Below are 16,239 nucleotides of genomic sequence, written 5' to 3'. Positions count from 1 at the left end.
ACGCGCCGCGCACCGCATCCGGCAAATCATTTGATGCGATGCAGCAAAACCGATTCTAGATCGGTGCCGAAGAATGTCAACGAGATTACGGCCCGAGTGTGATCGAGACCGCACTCACGCGCGCCAAAACCCCCGCCCACAAAAGGACTGACGCAACATTTAAGTGAAAACCCGTAGTCACGAATATGCCTATTCGTCCGATTTTTTCACCGTTAGGTAACTTTGTGCGACGCGCAATATTTGCCCGCCTTCCGCGCAATGCGCGCATCGATTCACACCGCTGTCATCACCGCCCCGTAATGTCTCGCGACCGTCGCGCGACGCCGCTCACCCGCCGGCGACGAGCGACAAAAAGCAAGCTCAGAGATCCGACGCATGAACCCGCATTTGCAGACTATTGGCCATCTCGAACGTAGCGTCGACGACGACCGTCTCCGGCGCGCGCTGGCCGCGCGCCTCGACCGGGCCTTCAAACGGGCCCGCCTCAGTTCGGCCCACGCCGCTAAATGGTTGGGCGTGAGCGAGTACGACGTGCAGTACTGGCGCCACGGCATCACCGTGCCGCCGCTGAACGCGTGCACCCGTCTCGCCGCCGCGTTCGACCTCGACATTCACTGGCTCTGCACCGGCGACACAGCCGCCGCTTCGCGAGACTACGCGCACGCAGCCGGTTAGACGAAGCGCCGACCGGCGCGCACATGCATCCCGCATCGGGCCTCGCACTTCCCCCTCGCGAGCCCCGGTTCTCCGCGTTTTCCTGTGCTATGTTTCATAGCGTTTTTCACGGCCTCGCCATGGTGGCGACAGCGCCTCGCAAGGAGACCTGGGATGGTTCGCCTGAGCATCGATGGGCGCGAACTCGAAGCGCCGGATAACTGCTCGATCCTGCAAGCGTTTCAGCATGCCGGCCACACGCTGGTCGAAGGAGTCGGCTGCCTGGGCCAGGGGGTATGCGGCTCGTGCCGCGTGATGGTCCGGCGCAGCGGCGAGCAGGAAGTCAAAACGCTGCTCGCGTGCGAGACGCTGATCGAGGACGGCATGCAGGTCGCGTTCATCGATTACTTCAGCAGTCAGACGCGCCACACCTATCGGATGGAAGAGCTCGGCGATAGCTGGCACGCGCTGCGCACCCTCGCCGACGTCTTTCCCGAAGCCGCCCATTGCCGTCACTGCAGCGGCTGCGATCGCGCGTGCCCGAAAGGCCTCGAAGTTCAGCAAGGCGTGAATCTCGCGGTGGCCGGCAAACTGGCCGACGCGGGCCACGTATTCGACGAATGCGTGATGTGCAACCTGTGCTCGCTCGCCTGCCCCGAGCATATCCGCCCCAATCACCTCGGCCTGTTCGTCAGACGGATGAGCGCATCGCAATCGTTGCGGCCGGCCAATCTGATCCGCCGGCTGCAGCAGATCGACAGCGGCGAGATGACGATCGATTTCGACGCGCCCGGCGCGCGGCCGCCGCGCTGACGGAGACCCGCACGATCATGACCGTTGGCATTCCCTACGAAACCGCGCGCCGGCGCTACCAGCCGGGCAGCTCGCCCGCGCTGCGCAGCGACGACACTTCCGTCGCTGCACTGCTGAAGGCTTACCATCCCGATCACGGGGCGAATGCGCGCGTCGCGCTACAGGTCGGCGTGAACCGCGGCGACCCGTGCCAGCCCGATCTCGCACGGCACCTGCAAGCGAATGCGCTGATCGACGACGTCGACCTCGCCGGCGCGCAGCTCGTCAGCACCGATGTGCTGATCATCGGCGGCGGCGGCGCCGGCTGCGCGGCCGCGCTAAGCGCCGCGCAACAAGGCGCCCGGGTGATCGTCGCCGGCAAGCTGCGGCTCGGCGACAGCAACACGGTGATGGCCGAAGGCGGCATCCAGGCGGCGATCGGCGACGACGACAGTCCGCAGCTGCATTTCGAGGACACGCTGCGCGCCGGCCATTTTTGCGCCGACCCCGAACTCGTCGCGCAGATGGTGATGGACGGCCCCGACGTGATTCGCTGGCTGATCCAGCTCGGCATGGCGTTCGACGTCGAAGACGAACGGCCGGCCGGCGGCAACCTGCTGCGCAAGAAGCCGGGCGGCGCATCGGCCGCGCGCATCCTGTCGTATCGCGACTACACGGGTCTCGAGATGATGCGGGTGCTGCGCGAGGCGGTGTATCTCGAACCGGGCATCGACGTCTGGAACCGCTGCCCCGCTGTCGAACTGCTGTCGGACGAGCGCGGCGGCTGCGCGGGCGCGGTGATCTACAACCTCGAATGGCGCACCTTCGTGCTGGTCCGCGCGCGCTCGGTGATCCTCGCGACCGGCGGCGCCGGCCGCCTGCACCTGAACGCGTTCCCGACCTCGAACCACTACGGCGCGACCGCCGACGGCCTCGTGCTCGCGTACCGGCTCGGCGCGCGGCTGCGCGAACTCGACTCGTTCCAGTACCACCCGACCGGTATCGCATGGCCGCCGCGCCTCGCGGGCGGGCTGATCTCCGAAGCGGCGCGCTCCGCCGGCGCGACGCTGATCAATGGCGAAGGCGAACGCTTCGTCGACGAACTGCAGCCGCGCGACGTGGTTGCGTCGGCGATTCTGCGCGAATGCGCGCAAGGCCGCGGGATCGTGCGCGACGGCCAGGCCGGCGTGTTTCTCGATACGCCGACGCTCGAACTGGCGAACCCCGGCATTCTCGCGCAACGCCTCGTCACGCTGCGGCACCTCGCGCACAAGTGCGGGATCGATCCGGCGCGCGAGCCGTTTCTGGTTTATCCGACGCTGCACTATCAGAACGGCGGCGTCGCGATCGACACGCACGGCGCGACCAACGTTCCCGGACTGTATTGCGCAGGTGAACTAACGGGCGGCATTCACGGCCGCAACCGGCTGATGGGCAACGCGCTACTCGACATCCTCAGCATGGGGCGGCGCGCCGGGCGCAGCGCGGCCGAAGCAAAGGGCCGCGTGATGGCGAGCCGCGCGAGCATCGGCCACGTGCATGCGTGGCAGCGCGAGCTGACGTTGGCGGGGTTGTCGCCGGAATTCAAGGCGCCGCAGCTGTTTCCCGACTACGCGCACTTCGATCTGCGCGCCGCTGCCGGCCTGCATCCGGACGCGCCGCCGCAAGCGCCCGGCGACACACGATGAGGCAAGTCACGGAGCGAGCGCCAATGGACAAACCCAATCAGGTTCTATTGCGCGACGAGATCCGCGTCGGCGCGGACCTCGACGCGTGGCTCGCGCGCGGCGGCGGCGTGGGGCTGAGCCGCGCACTCGACGACCGTGCGGCGGTGCTGGCGGAAATTGCCGCCGCCGACTTGCGCGGGATGGGTGGCGCGGGCTTTCCCACCCATCGCAAATGGGCGCCGGTGGCGGCCGCGCCGGCCGGCGACAAATACATCATCTGCAATGGCAACGAGGACGAACCGGGCACCTTCAAGGATCGCTTTCTGCTCGAACATACGCCGCACCAGGTGATCGAGGGCGCGCTGATCGCGGCCGTCGCGACCGGCGCCAATCACGTCGTGCTGTATGTGAACCCGCATCAGCAGCAAGCGCTCGCCGTGACCCGCGAGGCCGTTGGGCAGTGGCACGCGCATCCGCTGTTCGCGGCGATCGGGCAGGCTGTCGGCATGCCGCTGTCGCTGCGCGTCGTGCCTAGCTCCGGCTTGTATATCGGCGGCGAGGAGACCGCGGTTATCGCCAGCGTCGAAGGCGGCTTTCCGTTCCCGCGCCGCAAACCGCCGTTTCCCGCCGAGCGCGGGGTGCATGGGGCGCCGACGGTCGTCAACAATACCGAAACCCTCGCGCACGTGCCGGGCATTCTGCGCCACGGCGCGCAGTGGTATCGCGACCTCGGCGCGGGCGACGCGGCCGGAACCAAGCTCTACTCGCTGTCCGGTGATGTGCTGCGGCCCGGTCTGTACGAACTGCCGATGGGCATCAGCCTCGCGACGCTGGTGTTCGAGCATGGCGGCGGCATGTTGCAGGGCAAGCAATTCAAGGCGGTGTTTACCGGCGGGCCGTCCAATACGCTGCTGACGAAGCGCGACCTCGACGTCGCGCTCGACTTCGATTCGGTGCGGCAACGCCACTCGCGTCTGGGCACCGGCGCGATGATCGTCGTGTCGGAGGGCACCAGCATCGTCCGCAAGGTCGCCGAGTATGTGAGCTTCTTCGCCCAGGGTTCGTGCGGGCAATGTCCGCCGTGCAAGGGCGGGACCTTTCAGATGATGCGGCTGCTCAATCGCCTCGACACCGGCCGTGGTGTGCGCGCCGATCTGGAGGCGCTGGAGAACCTGTGCCGGATTCTGCCGGGTAGCGGGCGCTGCGGGCTGATCGACGGCGCGGTGACGGTGGTCGAAAGCTCGATCGCGCAGTTTCGGGAGGAATACGAAACGCTGTTGGCGTAGGTGCCAGCCGACTATTCGCGCAGCAGGCGCTCTACTTCGGCAAGGAACGATACCGTCGTGTAGCCTTCCGGCTCCGGAGAGAATGCCCGCAAATAAGTCTTCTCGAATGCGACGGCAAGATCGTTCGGATGTTCGCTTCTGAATGCGTGTATTTCACGAAGCACGTTTTGATAGTGACTATGGCAGTCTCTCTTGAAGCACGCGACAATTTCAGGAATCGAATCTCCGAACAGATCGAAGTCCTGCCCGAAATACATATTAAAGAGATGATTCATTGCTGGATAGCGATCGGCTGGTTTCATCTTTTTTATCCAATGAAAGCGGTAACAATGTAGAACGGCATTCCGTTGTACGTTTCATATTTCAACATGATGAAGACTTCGTTCATGCGCGTGAATTCGCCAGTCGCCCGCGTTACCCCATAGCCAATCTCACCGGAAACTACTTTCGTCACAGTGAGCGTATCGTTCGGCGGGCAGTTTCGAGCCCAGTTCTTAATTATTGCCGCATTCGCGTGCATTGTTTCAGAAATGGCCCGTTTCGCCTGTTCAACATTTACAAACGAGGACACGACTTTCTTCCTGGGCTCTCTTTTCAAGCGCGCCCGAAGCCATGCCTCATCCTTCCCCACATGTTTTCGAAGTGTATGCCCGCCGAGATTCGGCTGCGCGGCCTTCGCCTCATGCATCTGCAAATCGATCCGGCCACGCGTGATACTGATCGCCCGCGCAGCCTTGATGGACCCCGCAAAACCGAACGGCACCATCAGATCGAGTGAGACGGCGATATGGTTCGCCGTTTCCGGCCCGGCCTTCATGGCCTGAGCCAGCTTGCTGGTGCCCTGCTGCGTGAGTGAGAGGGTGTCGTACCCGGTCCATACCTGGCGCAAACCTGTGGCCGCGGCATCGGAGCCATGCGCACCGAACACAATGCAGCCGGCCTTGCTCACCATCGTTGGTTCGGGCAGCACGCAGAGCGCCGCCGCGCCGACCATTTCCAGAACGCCGCCGACCACCTGCAAGCTGCCCCAAAGTCGATTAGTCAGCATTTCTGTCTGACTGATCGACTGACGGGCCAACACCGCAGCCAACTGCGGCGCGCTCAGTACTATGCGCAGGCCGTCTGAATCTTCTTGATAAGACATCCGAATCGCTCTCCTTTGATGGGGAGCGGAAAAACTACCAATTAGCACTAAGGTATTAAATGGGCGAAGGATGATTTTGAGGTGTCATTTTTCCTGGATTGACTGTAGAGGGTCCGTGCATCGGAAAAGCCGCCCGCAGATCCGGCCCACGGATTGCTAACCTCTCCGACATCAGGAGGACTAGCCCATGGACGATCCCTACGACCTGCAACGTTTCGTCGATGCTCAGGACCCGGTCTACGCCCAGGTCCGCGATGAATTGCGGCATGGCCGCAAGCGCAGCCACTGGATGTGGTTCGTGTTTCCGCAAATCCGGGGGCTCGGCGCAAGCGCGACGGCCCAGCGCTACGCGCTTGCGTCGCTCGCCGAGGCCGAGGCCTATCTGCGCCACCCGCTCCTCGGCCCACGGCTGCGTGAAACGACGCAGTTGGTCAATCAGGTCGACGGCCGTTCGATCGAAGACATCTTCGGGTATCCGGATGACCTGAAGTTTCGCTCGTCGATCACGCTGTTCGCGCGCGCGACGACCGACAACGACGTGTTCGTCGAAGCGCTGCGCAAATATTTCGGCGGCGAGGCCGATCCGCGAACCGTGGCATTGCTCGAAGCGTAGCTCCAGGCACTGCCCTAGGTGCCGCGCTGCGCGATCACCTGCGCGATCGCGTCGGCCACTGCCGCCACGTTGTTCTCATTCAGCGCGGCGACACACATGCGCCCGGAGCGGATCAGGTAGACGCCGTGCGTCTCGCGCAGCGTGTCGACCTGCCCCGCCGACAGCCCTGTATAGGTGAACATCCCGCGCTGCTCGATATAACGCGCGAGCAGCCGGTCCGGCACCTTGCCGCGCAGACGCTCGTGAATCTCCCCGCGCATCCGCTTGATGCGCCCGCACATCGATGCCAGTTCTTCCTGCCATGCTTGCCGCAGCGCCGGCGTGCCCAGCACGCGCGCGACGATCTTCGCGCCGTGAGTCGGCGGATTGCTGTAGTTCGCGCGCACCGCGCTCGTCAATTGACCCAGCACGCGCGCAGCAATCGCGGGCGATTCGCAGATCACCGACAGTGCGCCGCACCGCTCGCCATACAGCGAGAAGTTCTTCGAAAACGAATTGGCCACCAATGCGGGGACGTTCTGGCGCGCGAGTTCACGAAGCGCAAATGCGTCCGTTTCGATGCTCGCGCCGAAACCCTGATACGCGATGTCGATGAACGGCAGCAACTCGCGCCGCTTCATCACCTCGATCAGTTGCACCCATTGCGCGTCGTTCAGATCGACGCCGGTCGGGTTATGACAGCACGCGTGCAGCAGCACGACGCTGCGGGGCGGCAGCGCGTCGATCGCCGCGAGCATCGCCGGGAATTGCAGGCCGCCGCTCGCTTCGTCGTAGTACGGATACGTGCCGACTTCGAAGCCCGCGCGTTCGAAAATAAAGCGGTGGTTTTCCCACGTCGGATCGCTGACCCAGACCTTCGTGCCCGGAAAGTAGCGCTTGATGAAATCCGCGCCGACCTTCAGCGCGCCCGAGCCGCCCAGCGTCTGTACCGTCGCGATGCGCCCTTCGCTGCGTGCGTGCGAGTCGTCACCGAACAGCAACGCCTGCACCGCGTCGCGGTACTGCGCGAAGCCGGCCATCGGCAGATACGGTTTCGGCCCGGGCTGCGCGAGCAGTTGCGCTTCGGCCTCCCGCACCGCTTGCATCACCGGTAAGCGGCCCTGGTCGTCGTAGTAAATGCCGATGCTTAGATTGACCTTGGCGTCGCGCGGGTCTTTCGCGAAGTTCTCGTTCAACGTGAGGATCGGGTCGCCGGGATAGGCATCGATGTGTTCGAACATGCTGATTCCTCGATTTAGCTGGAAGGTTGGACAGCGCGCGGCGCCTAGCGCGTCGGCACGCCGATCCCGACCGACGCGTCCGCGCGACGGTTGCGCAGCCGATAACCAACGGCCAGCGCGACCAGCCACACGGGGATCAGGTAGACCGACAGGCGCAGATCCGGGATCAGCCACATCACGACCAGAATGCCTGCGAGGAACACCAGACACAGGTAGTTGGTCAGCGGATAGCCGAGGCTGCGGAACGCGGTCGTCTCGCCGGCGCGCGTTTTGGCGGCGCGAAAGCGCAGATGGATGATGCTGATCATTGCCCAGTTGATGATCAGCGCGGACACGACGAGCCCCATCAACAATTCGAACGCCTTGCCCGGCATCAGGTAGTTGATCACCACGCAGACGGCCGTGGCCAGCGCGGAAACGCCCAGCGCGACGAGCGGAATACCGCGCGAATTGACCTTCAGCAGCGCACGCGGCGCATTGCCTTGGCCCGCGAGGCCGTACAGCATCCGGCTGTTGCAATAGACGCCGCTGTTGTACACCGACAGCGCGGCGGTCAGCACCACCGCATTGAGCACGTTGGCGACGAAGTTGCTGTTCATCGCATGAAAGATCAGCACGAACGGACTGCCGCCCGTCACGACTTTTTGCCACGGATACAGCGACAGCAGCACGCCGAGCGCGCCGACGTAGAAGATCAGAATCCGGTAGATCACCTGATTGGTCGCGCGCGGAATCGTGTGCGAGGGGTCGTCGGCCTCGGCGGCGGTGATGCCGACCAGCTCCAGCCCACCGAACGAGAACATGATCACGGCCATCGCCATCACGAGACCCGACACGCCGTTCGGAAAGAAGCCGCCGTGCCGCCACAGGTTCGCCACGCCCGCTTCGGGACCGGCATGGCCCGACACCAGCAGATAACCGCCGAAGCCAATCATCCCGACGATCGCCGCGACCTTGATGATCGAGAACCAGAACTCGAGCTCGCCGTACGACTTTACGCTGGTGAGATTGACGGCGTTGATCAGGCAGAAGCAGACCAGCGCCGAGACCCACGTGGGCAGACCCGGCCACCAGTACTGCATGTAAATTCCGACCGCCGACAACTCCGCCATCGACACGAGGATGTACAGCACCCAGTAATTCCAGCCGGACACGAACCCGGAGAACTGGCCGCAGTATTTGCCGGCGAAGTAGCTGAACGAACCGGCAACCGGCTCGTCGACGACCATTTCGCCGAGTTGCCGCATGATAAAGAACGCGACGACGCCCGCGATCGCGTAGCCGAGCAGCACCGACGGCCCCGCCGTTTTGATGGTCTGTGCAATGCCGAGGAAGAGCCCGGTACCGATTGCGCCGCCTAGCGCGATCAGCTGGATATGACGATTCTTCAGCCCGCGGTGTAGCGAGCCCTGCTGCTGAGCCTGCATGTTCTCTCCTGTCTCCTGAGTGCTGCGATGGATTCCGCACGTCACGCCGCGTTTTTCTCCCGCGCTGGTCAGGCGAGGCGAAGGTGCCGCGGCGTTACGGCACCGGCGCTTGTGACAGCGGTGCCGTGTCTGGTAGCGATTTGTGTTGTCGATGCGGCTGTGAAGTTTGGCGTCGGATAGATGAAAGGAAATTTCGCTGTTCATTTCGCGGCGACGGGGCCGGACAGTCTGCACGGCCCACGATTTGCTGTGTTCGACTGCTTTCCTCCAGCTTCACGGGAAATCAGTGTAATTTTTTATCGCCGCAATATGATTTCCTAACGGGCAGAGACAAACCCTTATTGGCGCACTAAAATTTCCTTTCATCCACGAATGGAGAAAGAAAAGTGCAGACGGCCGAATTCGATCGTATCGACCTGCGTTTGCTGGAGATTCTTCAGTCGCAGGGGCGCATCTCCAACCTCGAACTTGCCGAGGCGATCAAACTGTCGCCCGCGCAGACGCTCAGGCGCCACCGGCGGCTCGAAGAACTCGGCGTGGTCAAGTCCTACGAAACCCGGCTCGACGCACAGATGCTCGGCTTTGGCGTGGTGGCTTTCATTCAGGTGACGATGGAGCGCGGCCATGTCCGCGATCTGTCGAAGTTCAAGCGGATGATCACGGAACTGCGCCAGGTGCAGGAATGCTTCGTCGTCACCGGCGATATCGATTACATGCTGAAGGTCGTCGCGCACGATCTGAAGGCGCTGTCGGAATTTCTGCTCGATACGCTGATGCGGATTCCGGGCGTGAGCGGCGTCAAATCGAGCGTATGTCTGGACGAAATCAAGTGCACGGGCGCAGTGCCGCTGGCGGAGTAAGTGGCGCAATGCGAGCGCCGGCTTCCGGTCGAACGCGGCGTTAAAATCGCGCATCGACCTCAGCAAGGAATTGAGCAGATGAAAGACGCATATGAACGCCGGGCCCTCTTACTGCACCTCGCCGACGTATTGGAGGCGGTAAACCTGCTCGTCAAATACGACGACAGGCACAGGACGGTGCGTGAGCTCGTCGCCACGAATAAACTGCTCGCGCGCTTGCCGTTGCTCGAGTGCGTGTCGGCGCGGATGACTTCGCTGGAGTTCGTGCGGGGAGCGACTGGTGCATTGCTCGAATGGCCGCGCGAACTGCTGGAGCCCGAGTTGAACCGCGAGCGGCTCGCCGCGACGGTCCAAAGCCACCTATTCGCCGGCAACCCGGACGGCTGGCGCGCGTATGTCCGCAGCTTGACGGGCGAAGTGTCGTGGTTCGGTGCCGGTGTGCCGTTGCCGGAAGCTGACGAGGACATGCGTGAACCATCGAACGAATCCGATGCGGACCCTCGGGCCTTGGCGCAGGACGTTGCCGCCGGCGCCGCCCCGCTCGCCGACGAGCAAAGCGACAAAGGTCGCGAGAGCATCGAGACCAGCCAGCGGATCTATCCGACGTGGCCCTGGAAACCCTGACAGCGATGCGCGCCGCGCGGCCTTATTCGATCGTCGTGCTAACCATATTCAGTCCGCCCTCAGCCCCGCTACCGCAGGTGCTCAACTTCAGCCGTGCTCGCGCATTTTGTCGCATCTGCGGCGGCAACGATGAACCTGCCGCATGAGCCTTTCCGGCGCCACTGGCGGCGCTTCGCGGTGGCCGCAGGGCGCTTCGCAAAGACGCGGTGCGTCGCGGGGCGAGCGCCGCAAGCCGCTCGCCGGCATGCTGTCGCATAATAGCAGCTTGTAGCCTGGAGATGATCGATGCAAAACGATATACCCCCGCGGCCGCGGGTGACATACCAGAAAGGGATCCGGATCGGCGGCTCCGGATGGTTCAGCCGCTTACTGGTCGTCGTAGTAAGCGCTGTGGTGTTCGTGGCGGCGGCTGTGCTGTCGCTGGTTCTGCTTGCGGTGCTGTTCGGCGTCGGCCTGATCGTCGTCGGCTATCTGTGGTGGAAGACGCGTTCGCTGCGCCAACAGTCGCGCACCTTCGGCGACACGCGTCCGTTCGGTGATGCCCGCCCGTTCGGCGACGATGGACGGACCATCGACATGGAGGTCGTCGAAAAAGAGGTTCATCGCGACGACGTCCACAAACAGTGACGGTTAATACCGCGCGCCTGCCCTGCTTCCGTCCTGCCTGAATTCACACTCCACGCGCTGGTGTCCGGGCCTTCGCCCGGCACTAGCGACATCGGGTTCACGTCAAACCAGTTCCAACCACATCGGCTGATGATCCGACGAACGGCTGTGCGGATCGACGTCGCACGACGCAACGCGCGCGCCCAGCTCCTCGGTAACGAACACGAAATCGCACGCGAACGGTCCGTCCGGCCATTGCTCGTGATCGTACAGACCAACCGTCGCCGCGCGCGCCTCGCCGGCATGCGCGCAGGTCCATGCGTCGACGAACGCCGGCGCGTCCGCGACCGGTTCGAGCATCCGGCAATACGCGCTGCCTTCGAATGCGCTGTTGAAGTCGCCGCATAAAACGGCGCTGACCGGACGCGCGGTATCCGCAAACGGACTGTCCGGCTTTTCCGCCTTTGCCGGAAAACGCGCATGCTCGCAAGCCTCCCGATGCAGCTCGCGCAGTCTCTCCACTTGCGCGAGACGCTGCTTTTCCGAATAGAACTCCAGATGCGTGCTGATCACCCGCAGCGGACCGATGTCGGCTTCGAGCACCACTTCGAGCGCGACCCGCAACATCGACGGTTTGGCGGGATCGGCGGGCCACGGCAGAGAATGCCGAAGCACCTGACGCACCGGCAAGCGGGTCGCGATTGCATTGCCAAACTGGCGACGATTGCGGCTCGTGCCCGGCGATGGAAGATCGGAGCCGATCGCGTCGAACACGCTCATGCCCGGCAGCAGCGCGGCCAGTTCGGCGAACTGATCGAACGAAGGCTGGCCCTTCAGTCCGCCGCGCGCCGGCTCCTCGTTGAAGCCGCGCGTGACTTCCTGCAAACACAGCACGTCGAAATCACACAACGCGCGCGCGTTCCGCACGATGCGGCCGAGGTCGACGCGGCCGTCCACCCCGCAACCCCACTGTATGTTCCAGTCGAGTAGTTTCATCACGTCCTCCGGTTGCGAGACTTGCTCCAGTTTATCGCCGCGTTTTCATCGAGTGTGATCGTGCGCATCGGAGCCGCAATGACCCGCGGCCGATTGCTACGCAGTCCGTATCTTCGTCTTCATTGCAATGAATGTAGCAATACGTGTCGCGAGCGCGGCGTGGCCTGTCGATTAGCCGCATGGGTAGACTAATCGGCATACGCCGACTATAATCGCCGCACCCTAACCGCTCAATCGCAGTCGAAGAGGCTAAGTTAGAAGGGGTTGAATACAAGTTATACGAACCTCGTATTCGACCCAGCACCGGCCCAAATCCGGTTCACGAAGGGGCTTGCCAAGCCCCTGCCGGACAAGCGGCTCAACGCCGCCGTCCACTTTATCGAAGGATCTGGCACCAGTATTGCTAACCGCACACTGGCAAGCCATCGAGGACAACGCAACATGCTGCGTCCTCGCGTCGGGCAAGTCATACAGAGTCCCGGCATCACTCGGTTCAATTCGCGGCACCTGCCGCGTCCCGAACTTCCCATTCGCAGCGCCTTGATGGCGCTTGTGCGGCGTGGCCTGTTGCGCGCGTCGCTCGAACACGGAGGCGCATCTTCATGATTCATCGTCCTGCCAGACTGATCGGCAGTCTCGTGGCTCTCGGCATCCTCGTTGCATTGCTCGGCCACGTTATCGAACCCGCCGCGTTGCATCAATACGCGCCGGATCTCGCCTACTACACGAAACGGCATCTGCTGCTGGTCGGCTATTCGATGGCGGCCGCGTTGCTGGTCGGCATCCCTTGCGGCGTGCTGTTGAGCCGGCCCGCGTTCGCGCGTCACGCCGAGCGCTTCATGCAGATCTTCAATATCGGCAACACCGTGCCTTCGTTGGCAGTACTGGCGATCGCGCTCGGCGTCTTCGGCATCGGCGATATTCCGGCGCTGGTCGCACTGTTCCTCGCATCGCTGCTGCCGATCACCCGCAACGCGTACGAAGGGATGAAGAACGTGTCGCCCGCACTGAAGGAAGCGGCGCGCGGCATTGGCATGACCGGCTGGCAGTCGCTCGTGCGCGTCGAGTTGCCCAATGCGCTGCCGATCATCATAGGCGGCGTGCGCACCGCGCTCGCGATCAACGTCGGCAGCGCGCCGCTCGCCTATCTGATCGGCGCCGACAGTCTCGGCACGCTGATCTTCCCCGGCATCTATCTGAACAACCAGCAGCAGCTTCTGCTCGGCGCGGCGGCGACTGCCATTCTCGCGCTGGTGCTCGACGGCATCGTCTCGGCCGGCAGCCGCTACATGCTCGCGCGACGTGGGGTGGCCGCATGATGAATCTGTTCAAACGCTGCCGCTGGCTCGCGGCCGGCGCATTGGTGCTCGCTAGCCTACACGCTGGTGCAACGACACTCGTGGTCGGCGGTAAAAATTTCACCGAGCAGTACGTGCTCAACGAAATCACCGCGCAATATTTGCGCTCGAAGGGCTACACGATCGACGCGCGCGCCGGTCTCGGCAGCACGCTGATGCGCAGCGCGCAGGAGAACGGCCAGATCGACGTGGTGTGGGAATACACGGGCACTTCCGCGCTGGTCTACAACAAGATCACCGAAAAGCTCGACGCGCAAGCGATGTACGAACGCGTGAAGGAACTGGACGCGAAACGCGGCCTCGTCTGGCTCGATGCGTCGCCGCTGAACGATACGTACGCGCTCGGCCTGCCGCAAAAATACGCCGAGGAAACCGGCATCCGCACGATCTCGCAGCTTGCCGCGAAGATCGCCGCCGAGCCGCACAAGAAGCACGTGTTCGCGATGGACGCCGAGTTCGCCAATCGCCCCGATGGCCTGAAGCCGCTCGAAGCGGCGTACGGAATGAGCTTCAGCCGCGCCGAAACGCGCCAGATGGATCCGGGTCTCGTGTACACCGCGCTGCATAACGCGCAGGTGCCGATCGGCCTGATCTACACGACCGACGGCCGCGTGAAGGGCTTCGACATCGTGCCGCTCGAAGACGACCTGCACTATTTCCCCGCCTACAACGCGACGCCGGTGGTGCGCAAGGCGACGCTTGACCAGAACCCGCAACTCGCGGCGCAACTGAACGCGCTGTCGGCCGTGCTGAACAACGACGTGATGCTGGAGATGAACAAGCAGGTCGATATCGACGGCAAGCCGGTGCGTGAAGTCGCGGCCGAGTTCCTGCGCGCACACCCGTTGCCCTGAGCGGAGACCTTTAGATGACTGTATTCGACTATCTGTCGGCCAACTGGCCGGAACTGCTGCAACTGACCGCGCAACACGTGTGGCTGGTGGGGATCGCGGTGGGTTGCGCGATTGTCGTCGGCGTACCGTTGGGGATCCTGATCAATCGCCACGAGTGGCTGGCCGCGCCGTTGCTGAGCGTCGCGACCGTGGTGCTGACCTTGCCTTCGATCGCGCTGTTCGGCCTGATGATTCCGCTGTTCTCGCGCTTCGGCCAAGGCATCGGCGCGGTGCCGGCGATCACCGCCGTGTTCCTCTATTCGCTGCTGCCGATCATGCGCAACACCTACCTCGCGCTGCGCAACGTCGACGCCGGCATCAAGGAAGCCGGCCTCGGCATCGGCATGACCGTCTGGCAACGGCTGCGTCTGGTCGATCTGCCGCTCGCGGTGCCGGTGATTCTCGGCGGTGTGCGCACCGCTGTCGTGATGAACATCGGCGTGATGACGATCGCCGCGGTGATCGGCGCGGGAGGTCTGGGTAACCTGATCATCCGTGCGATCGGCCAGAGCAACATGATGAAACTGTTGGTCGGCGCGGTGCTCGTGAGCGTGCTCGCGATCGTCGCCGACCTGCTGCTGCAAGCGCTGCAACGCCTGCTGACACCGAAGGGAGTGCAAAAGACATGATCGAACTCGACAAACTGACAAAGACCTTTACGCAGAAGGACGGCCAGCAGATCAAGGCGGTCGATTCGGTGAGCCTCACCGTCGGCGAAGGCGAAATCTGCGTGTTTCTCGGGCCTTCCGGCTGCGGCAAGACCACCACGCTGAAGATGATCAACCGCCTGATCGCGCCGACCTCGGGCCGCGTGCTGATCAACGGCGAAGATACGTCGGGCCTGAACGAGGTCGAGTTGCGCCGCCATATCGGCTACGTGATCCAGCAGATCGGTCTGTTCCCGAACATGACGATCGAGGAGAACATCACGGTCGTGCCGCGTCTGCTCGGCTGGGACAAGAAGCGTTGCCGCGAGCGGGCCACCGAACTGATGTCGATGGTCGCGCTCGATCCGAAGCAATATCTGAAGCGCTATCCGCGCGAGTTGTCCGGCGGCCAGCAGCAGCGCATCGGCGTGATTCGCGCGCTCGCCGCCGATCCGCCGGTGCTGCTGATGGACGAGCCGTTCGGCGCGGTCGATCCGATCAACCGCGAATCGATCCAGAACGAGTTCTTCCAGATGCAGCGTCAGTTGAACAAGACCGTGATCATGGTGAGCCACGACATCGACGAAGCGATCAAGCTCGGCGACCGGGTCGCCGTGTTCCGCCGTGGTCAGCTGGTGCAATACGATCATCCGGATACACTGCTCGCGCATCCGCGCGACGACTTTGTCGGCGCATTCGTCGGTCAGGACAGCACGTTGAAGCGTCTGTTGCTGGTGAAGGCCGGCGACGCCGCCACCCAGCCGGAAACCGCGCGCCCCGATCTGCCGCTGACTCGCGCGTTCCAGATCATGGACGACAGCGACAACCGCTATCTGACCGTCGTCGACGATAAACAGCAGGCGCTCGGCTACGTGACGCGCCGCGCGGCGCGCGCGGGCCAGGGCGTGTGCGGCGATCATCTGACGCCGTTCAAGGCGACCGCCAGCGCCGACGAGCATCTGCGCATCGTGCTCTCGAAGATGTATCAATTCAACTCGTCGTGGATGCCGGTGCTGGACGCGGATGGACGCTATATCGGCGAAGTCACGCAGGATTCGATCGCCGACTATCTGAGCTCCGGGCGGTCGCGTCGGCAGACCGGTCAGCCGGCGATCGTGTCGCCCGCAGTGGTCGCCGCCGAGGCGGCCGCGGCGCAGGCGGCGGTGTCGTAATGCTTGCGTACAGCGAAGCGCATTTGTCGACGCAGCATTAATTCGAGCGGGCGCGACCTCGGTACGAAGCGAGGCCGCCGCTCATCGGCAGCGTGGCTGACATCACGAGACGCCACGCGCCAATGCCGCCATATCAAGGCCGATAGCGCCTGGTTGCGCGCACTCTCCTCCCGCACGTTTCTTACGAAATGCGCGCAACCGCACAGAACGGCGCGCGCCGGCCACCCTACTCTGTTCGTTGCAGCACAAACGACGCCCCGCTTTTTTGCCGGGCCTCCGT

At 63.5% G+C, this 16,239-nt stretch carries 17 protein-coding genes; 12 read left to right on the top strand and 5 right to left on the bottom strand.

The annotated features are described in order from the left end of the window. The first annotated feature begins 375 nt into the window (after nt 1-375). The 4 genes from LJ656_RS07405 to LJ656_RS07390 all read left to right on the top strand — a co-directional run bounded on the left by LJ656_RS07405 (nt 376) and on the right by LJ656_RS07390 (nt 4,399). On the top strand, nt 376-675 hold the full coding sequence (locus LJ656_RS07405) for an XRE family transcriptional regulator (RefSeq protein WP_230508618.1): 300 nt from the start codon (nt 376-378) through the stop codon (nt 673-675). Nucleotides 676-828: 153 nt separating this feature from the next. Beyond that, nucleotides 829-1,467, top strand: coding sequence for a 2Fe-2S iron-sulfur cluster-binding protein (locus LJ656_RS07400; RefSeq protein WP_230508617.1), 639 nt, complete (start codon nt 829-831; stop codon nt 1,465-1,467). A gap of 17 nt (nt 1,468-1,484) precedes the next feature. Then, nucleotides 1,485-3,134, top strand: a complete 1,650-nt coding sequence (locus LJ656_RS07395; protein ID WP_230508616.1) for an FAD-binding protein — start codon at nt 1,485-1,487, stop codon at nt 3,132-3,134. A gap of 23 nt (nt 3,135-3,157) precedes the next feature. Beyond that, the gene (locus LJ656_RS07390; protein WP_230508615.1) at nt 3,158-4,399 is read left to right on the top strand and encodes a complex I 51 kDa subunit family protein; all 1,242 of its coding nucleotides are present in this window, start codon (nt 3,158-3,160) and stop codon (nt 4,397-4,399) included. 11 nt (nt 4,400-4,410) lie between these two features. Here the strand turns inward: LJ656_RS07390 and LJ656_RS07385 are convergent, their stop codons facing one another. Together LJ656_RS07385 and LJ656_RS07380 are read right to left on the bottom strand one after the other, a co-directional pair. Continuing rightward, nucleotides 4,411-4,701, bottom strand: a complete 291-nt coding sequence (locus LJ656_RS07385; RefSeq protein ID WP_230508614.1) for a contact-dependent growth inhibition system immunity protein — start codon at nt 4,699-4,701, stop codon at nt 4,411-4,413. A gap of 5 nt (nt 4,702-4,706) precedes the next feature. After that, nucleotides 4,707-5,543: an RNase A-like domain-containing protein gene (locus LJ656_RS07380; protein ID WP_230508613.1), complete on the bottom strand. Its 837-nt coding sequence runs from the start codon at nt 5,541-5,543 to the stop codon at nt 4,707-4,709. A gap of 187 nt (nt 5,544-5,730) precedes the next feature. Here LJ656_RS07380 and LJ656_RS07375 point away from each other — a divergent pair, with 187 nt between their 5' ends. Continuing rightward, a complete protein-coding gene (locus LJ656_RS07375; RefSeq protein WP_230508612.1) occupies nt 5,731-6,156 on the top strand; it encodes a DUF1810 domain-containing protein in 426 nt (141 codons plus the stop codon). Between the two features lie 14 nt (nt 6,157-6,170). On the opposite strand, the gene LJ656_RS07370 is transcribed toward LJ656_RS07375, so the two are convergent. Continuing rightward, nucleotides 6,171-7,376 (bottom strand): amino acid aminotransferase, encoded by a 1,206-nt coding sequence (locus LJ656_RS07370; protein ID WP_230508611.1) that lies wholly within the window; start codon nt 7,374-7,376, stop codon nt 6,171-6,173. Between the two features lie 44 nt (nt 7,377-7,420). Further along, complete coding sequence (locus LJ656_RS07365; protein WP_230508610.1) at nt 7,421-8,803, bottom strand: amino acid permease; 1,383 nt, start codon at nt 8,801-8,803, stop codon at nt 7,421-7,423. 386 nt (nt 8,804-9,189) lie between these two features. On the opposite strand from LJ656_RS07365, the gene LJ656_RS07360 reads away from it, so the two are divergent. The 3 genes from LJ656_RS07360 to LJ656_RS07350 all read left to right on the top strand — a co-directional run bounded on the left by LJ656_RS07360 (nt 9,190) and on the right by LJ656_RS07350 (nt 10,914). Continuing rightward, nucleotides 9,190-9,663, top strand: a complete 474-nt coding sequence (locus LJ656_RS07360; protein ID WP_230508609.1) for an Lrp/AsnC family transcriptional regulator — start codon at nt 9,190-9,192, stop codon at nt 9,661-9,663. A gap of 78 nt (nt 9,664-9,741) precedes the next feature. Then, nucleotides 9,742-10,287, top strand: a complete 546-nt coding sequence (locus LJ656_RS07355; protein WP_230508608.1) for a hypothetical protein — start codon at nt 9,742-9,744, stop codon at nt 10,285-10,287. Nucleotides 10,288-10,572: 285 nt separating this feature from the next. Continuing rightward, nucleotides 10,573-10,914 (top strand): hypothetical protein, encoded by a 342-nt coding sequence (locus LJ656_RS07350; RefSeq protein WP_230508607.1) that lies wholly within the window; start codon nt 10,573-10,575, stop codon nt 10,912-10,914. Between the two features lie 102 nt (nt 10,915-11,016). Here the strand turns inward: LJ656_RS07350 and LJ656_RS07345 are convergent, their stop codons facing one another. After that, on the bottom strand, nt 11,017-11,889 hold the full coding sequence (locus LJ656_RS07345) for an endonuclease/exonuclease/phosphatase family protein (RefSeq protein WP_230508606.1): 873 nt from the start codon (nt 11,887-11,889) through the stop codon (nt 11,017-11,019). Nucleotides 11,890-12,491: 602 nt separating this feature from the next. On the opposite strand from LJ656_RS07345, the gene LJ656_RS07340 reads away from it, so the two are divergent. From LJ656_RS07340 to LJ656_RS07325, 4 genes are read left to right on the top strand one after another with little or no spacing between them, the layout of a single operon-like run. Continuing rightward, nucleotides 12,492-13,208, top strand: coding sequence for an ABC transporter permease (locus tag LJ656_RS07340; protein ID WP_230508605.1), 717 nt, complete (start codon nt 12,492-12,494; stop codon nt 13,206-13,208). Further along, nucleotides 13,205-14,101, top strand: a complete 897-nt coding sequence (locus LJ656_RS07335) for a glycine betaine ABC transporter substrate-binding protein (protein WP_230508604.1) — start codon at nt 13,205-13,207, stop codon at nt 14,099-14,101. The genes LJ656_RS07340 and LJ656_RS07335 overlap by 4 nt, the downstream gene beginning before the upstream one ends. A 14-nt stretch (nt 14,102-14,115) precedes the next feature. Then, the gene (locus LJ656_RS07330) at nt 14,116-14,769 is read left to right on the top strand and encodes an ABC transporter permease (protein ID WP_230508603.1); all 654 of its coding nucleotides are present in this window, start codon (nt 14,116-14,118) and stop codon (nt 14,767-14,769) included. Continuing rightward, nucleotides 14,766-15,959, top strand: a complete 1,194-nt coding sequence (locus tag LJ656_RS07325) for an osmoprotectant ABC transporter ATP-binding protein OsmV (RefSeq protein WP_230508602.1) — start codon at nt 14,766-14,768, stop codon at nt 15,957-15,959. Before LJ656_RS07330 ends, LJ656_RS07325 begins: the two co-directional genes overlap by 4 nt. Nucleotides 15,960-16,239: the final 280 nt, after the last annotated feature.

The sequence above is a fragment of the Paraburkholderia sejongensis genome (assembly GCF_020880815.1).
Classification (GTDB): Bacteria; Pseudomonadota; Gammaproteobacteria; order Burkholderiales; family Burkholderiaceae; genus Paraburkholderia; species Paraburkholderia sejongensis.
Note: the sequence above shows the minus strand (reverse complement) of the source record. Positions and strands in the feature narration are given on the sequence as shown.

Bases quoted from the DNA above. Each gene is read 5' to 3' on its own strand.
- LJ656_RS07340 (WP_230508605.1), top strand. From the start codon at position 12,492: ATGATTCATCGTCCTGCCAGACTGATCGGCAGTCTCGTGGCTCTCGGC.
- LJ656_RS07345 (WP_230508606.1), bottom strand. From the start codon at position 11,889: ATGAAACTACTCGACTGGAACATACAGTGGGGTTGCGGGGTGGACGGC.
- LJ656_RS07395 (WP_230508616.1), top strand. From the start codon at position 1,485: ATGACCGTTGGCATTCCCTACGAAACCGCGCGCCGGCGCTACCAGCCG.
- LJ656_RS07335 (WP_230508604.1), top strand. From the start codon at position 13,205: ATGATGAATCTGTTCAAACGCTGCCGCTGGCTCGCGGCCGGCGCATTG.
- LJ656_RS07400 (WP_230508617.1), top strand. From the start codon at position 829: ATGGTTCGCCTGAGCATCGATGGGCGCGAACTCGAAGCGCCGGATAAC.
- LJ656_RS07370 (WP_230508611.1), bottom strand. From the start codon at position 7,376: ATGTTCGAACACATCGATGCCTATCCCGGCGACCCGATCCTCACGTTG.
- LJ656_RS07355 (WP_230508608.1), top strand. From the start codon at position 9,742: ATGAAAGACGCATATGAACGCCGGGCCCTCTTACTGCACCTCGCCGAC.
- LJ656_RS07380 (WP_230508613.1), bottom strand. From the start codon at position 5,543: ATGTCTTATCAAGAAGATTCAGACGGCCTGCGCATAGTACTGAGCGCG.
- LJ656_RS07390 (WP_230508615.1), top strand. From the start codon at position 3,158: ATGGACAAACCCAATCAGGTTCTATTGCGCGACGAGATCCGCGTCGGC.
- LJ656_RS07405 (WP_230508618.1), top strand. From the start codon at position 376: ATGAACCCGCATTTGCAGACTATTGGCCATCTCGAACGTAGCGTCGAC.
- LJ656_RS07350 (WP_230508607.1), top strand. From the start codon at position 10,573: ATGCAAAACGATATACCCCCGCGGCCGCGGGTGACATACCAGAAAGGG.
- LJ656_RS07385 (WP_230508614.1), bottom strand. From the start codon at position 4,701: ATGAAACCAGCCGATCGCTATCCAGCAATGAATCATCTCTTTAATATG.
- LJ656_RS07375 (WP_230508612.1), top strand. From the start codon at position 5,731: ATGGACGATCCCTACGACCTGCAACGTTTCGTCGATGCTCAGGACCCG.
- LJ656_RS07325 (WP_230508602.1), top strand. From the start codon at position 14,766: ATGATCGAACTCGACAAACTGACAAAGACCTTTACGCAGAAGGACGGC.
- LJ656_RS07365 (WP_230508610.1), bottom strand. From the start codon at position 8,803: ATGCAGGCTCAGCAGCAGGGCTCGCTACACCGCGGGCTGAAGAATCGT.
- LJ656_RS07330 (WP_230508603.1), top strand. From the start codon at position 14,116: ATGACTGTATTCGACTATCTGTCGGCCAACTGGCCGGAACTGCTGCAA.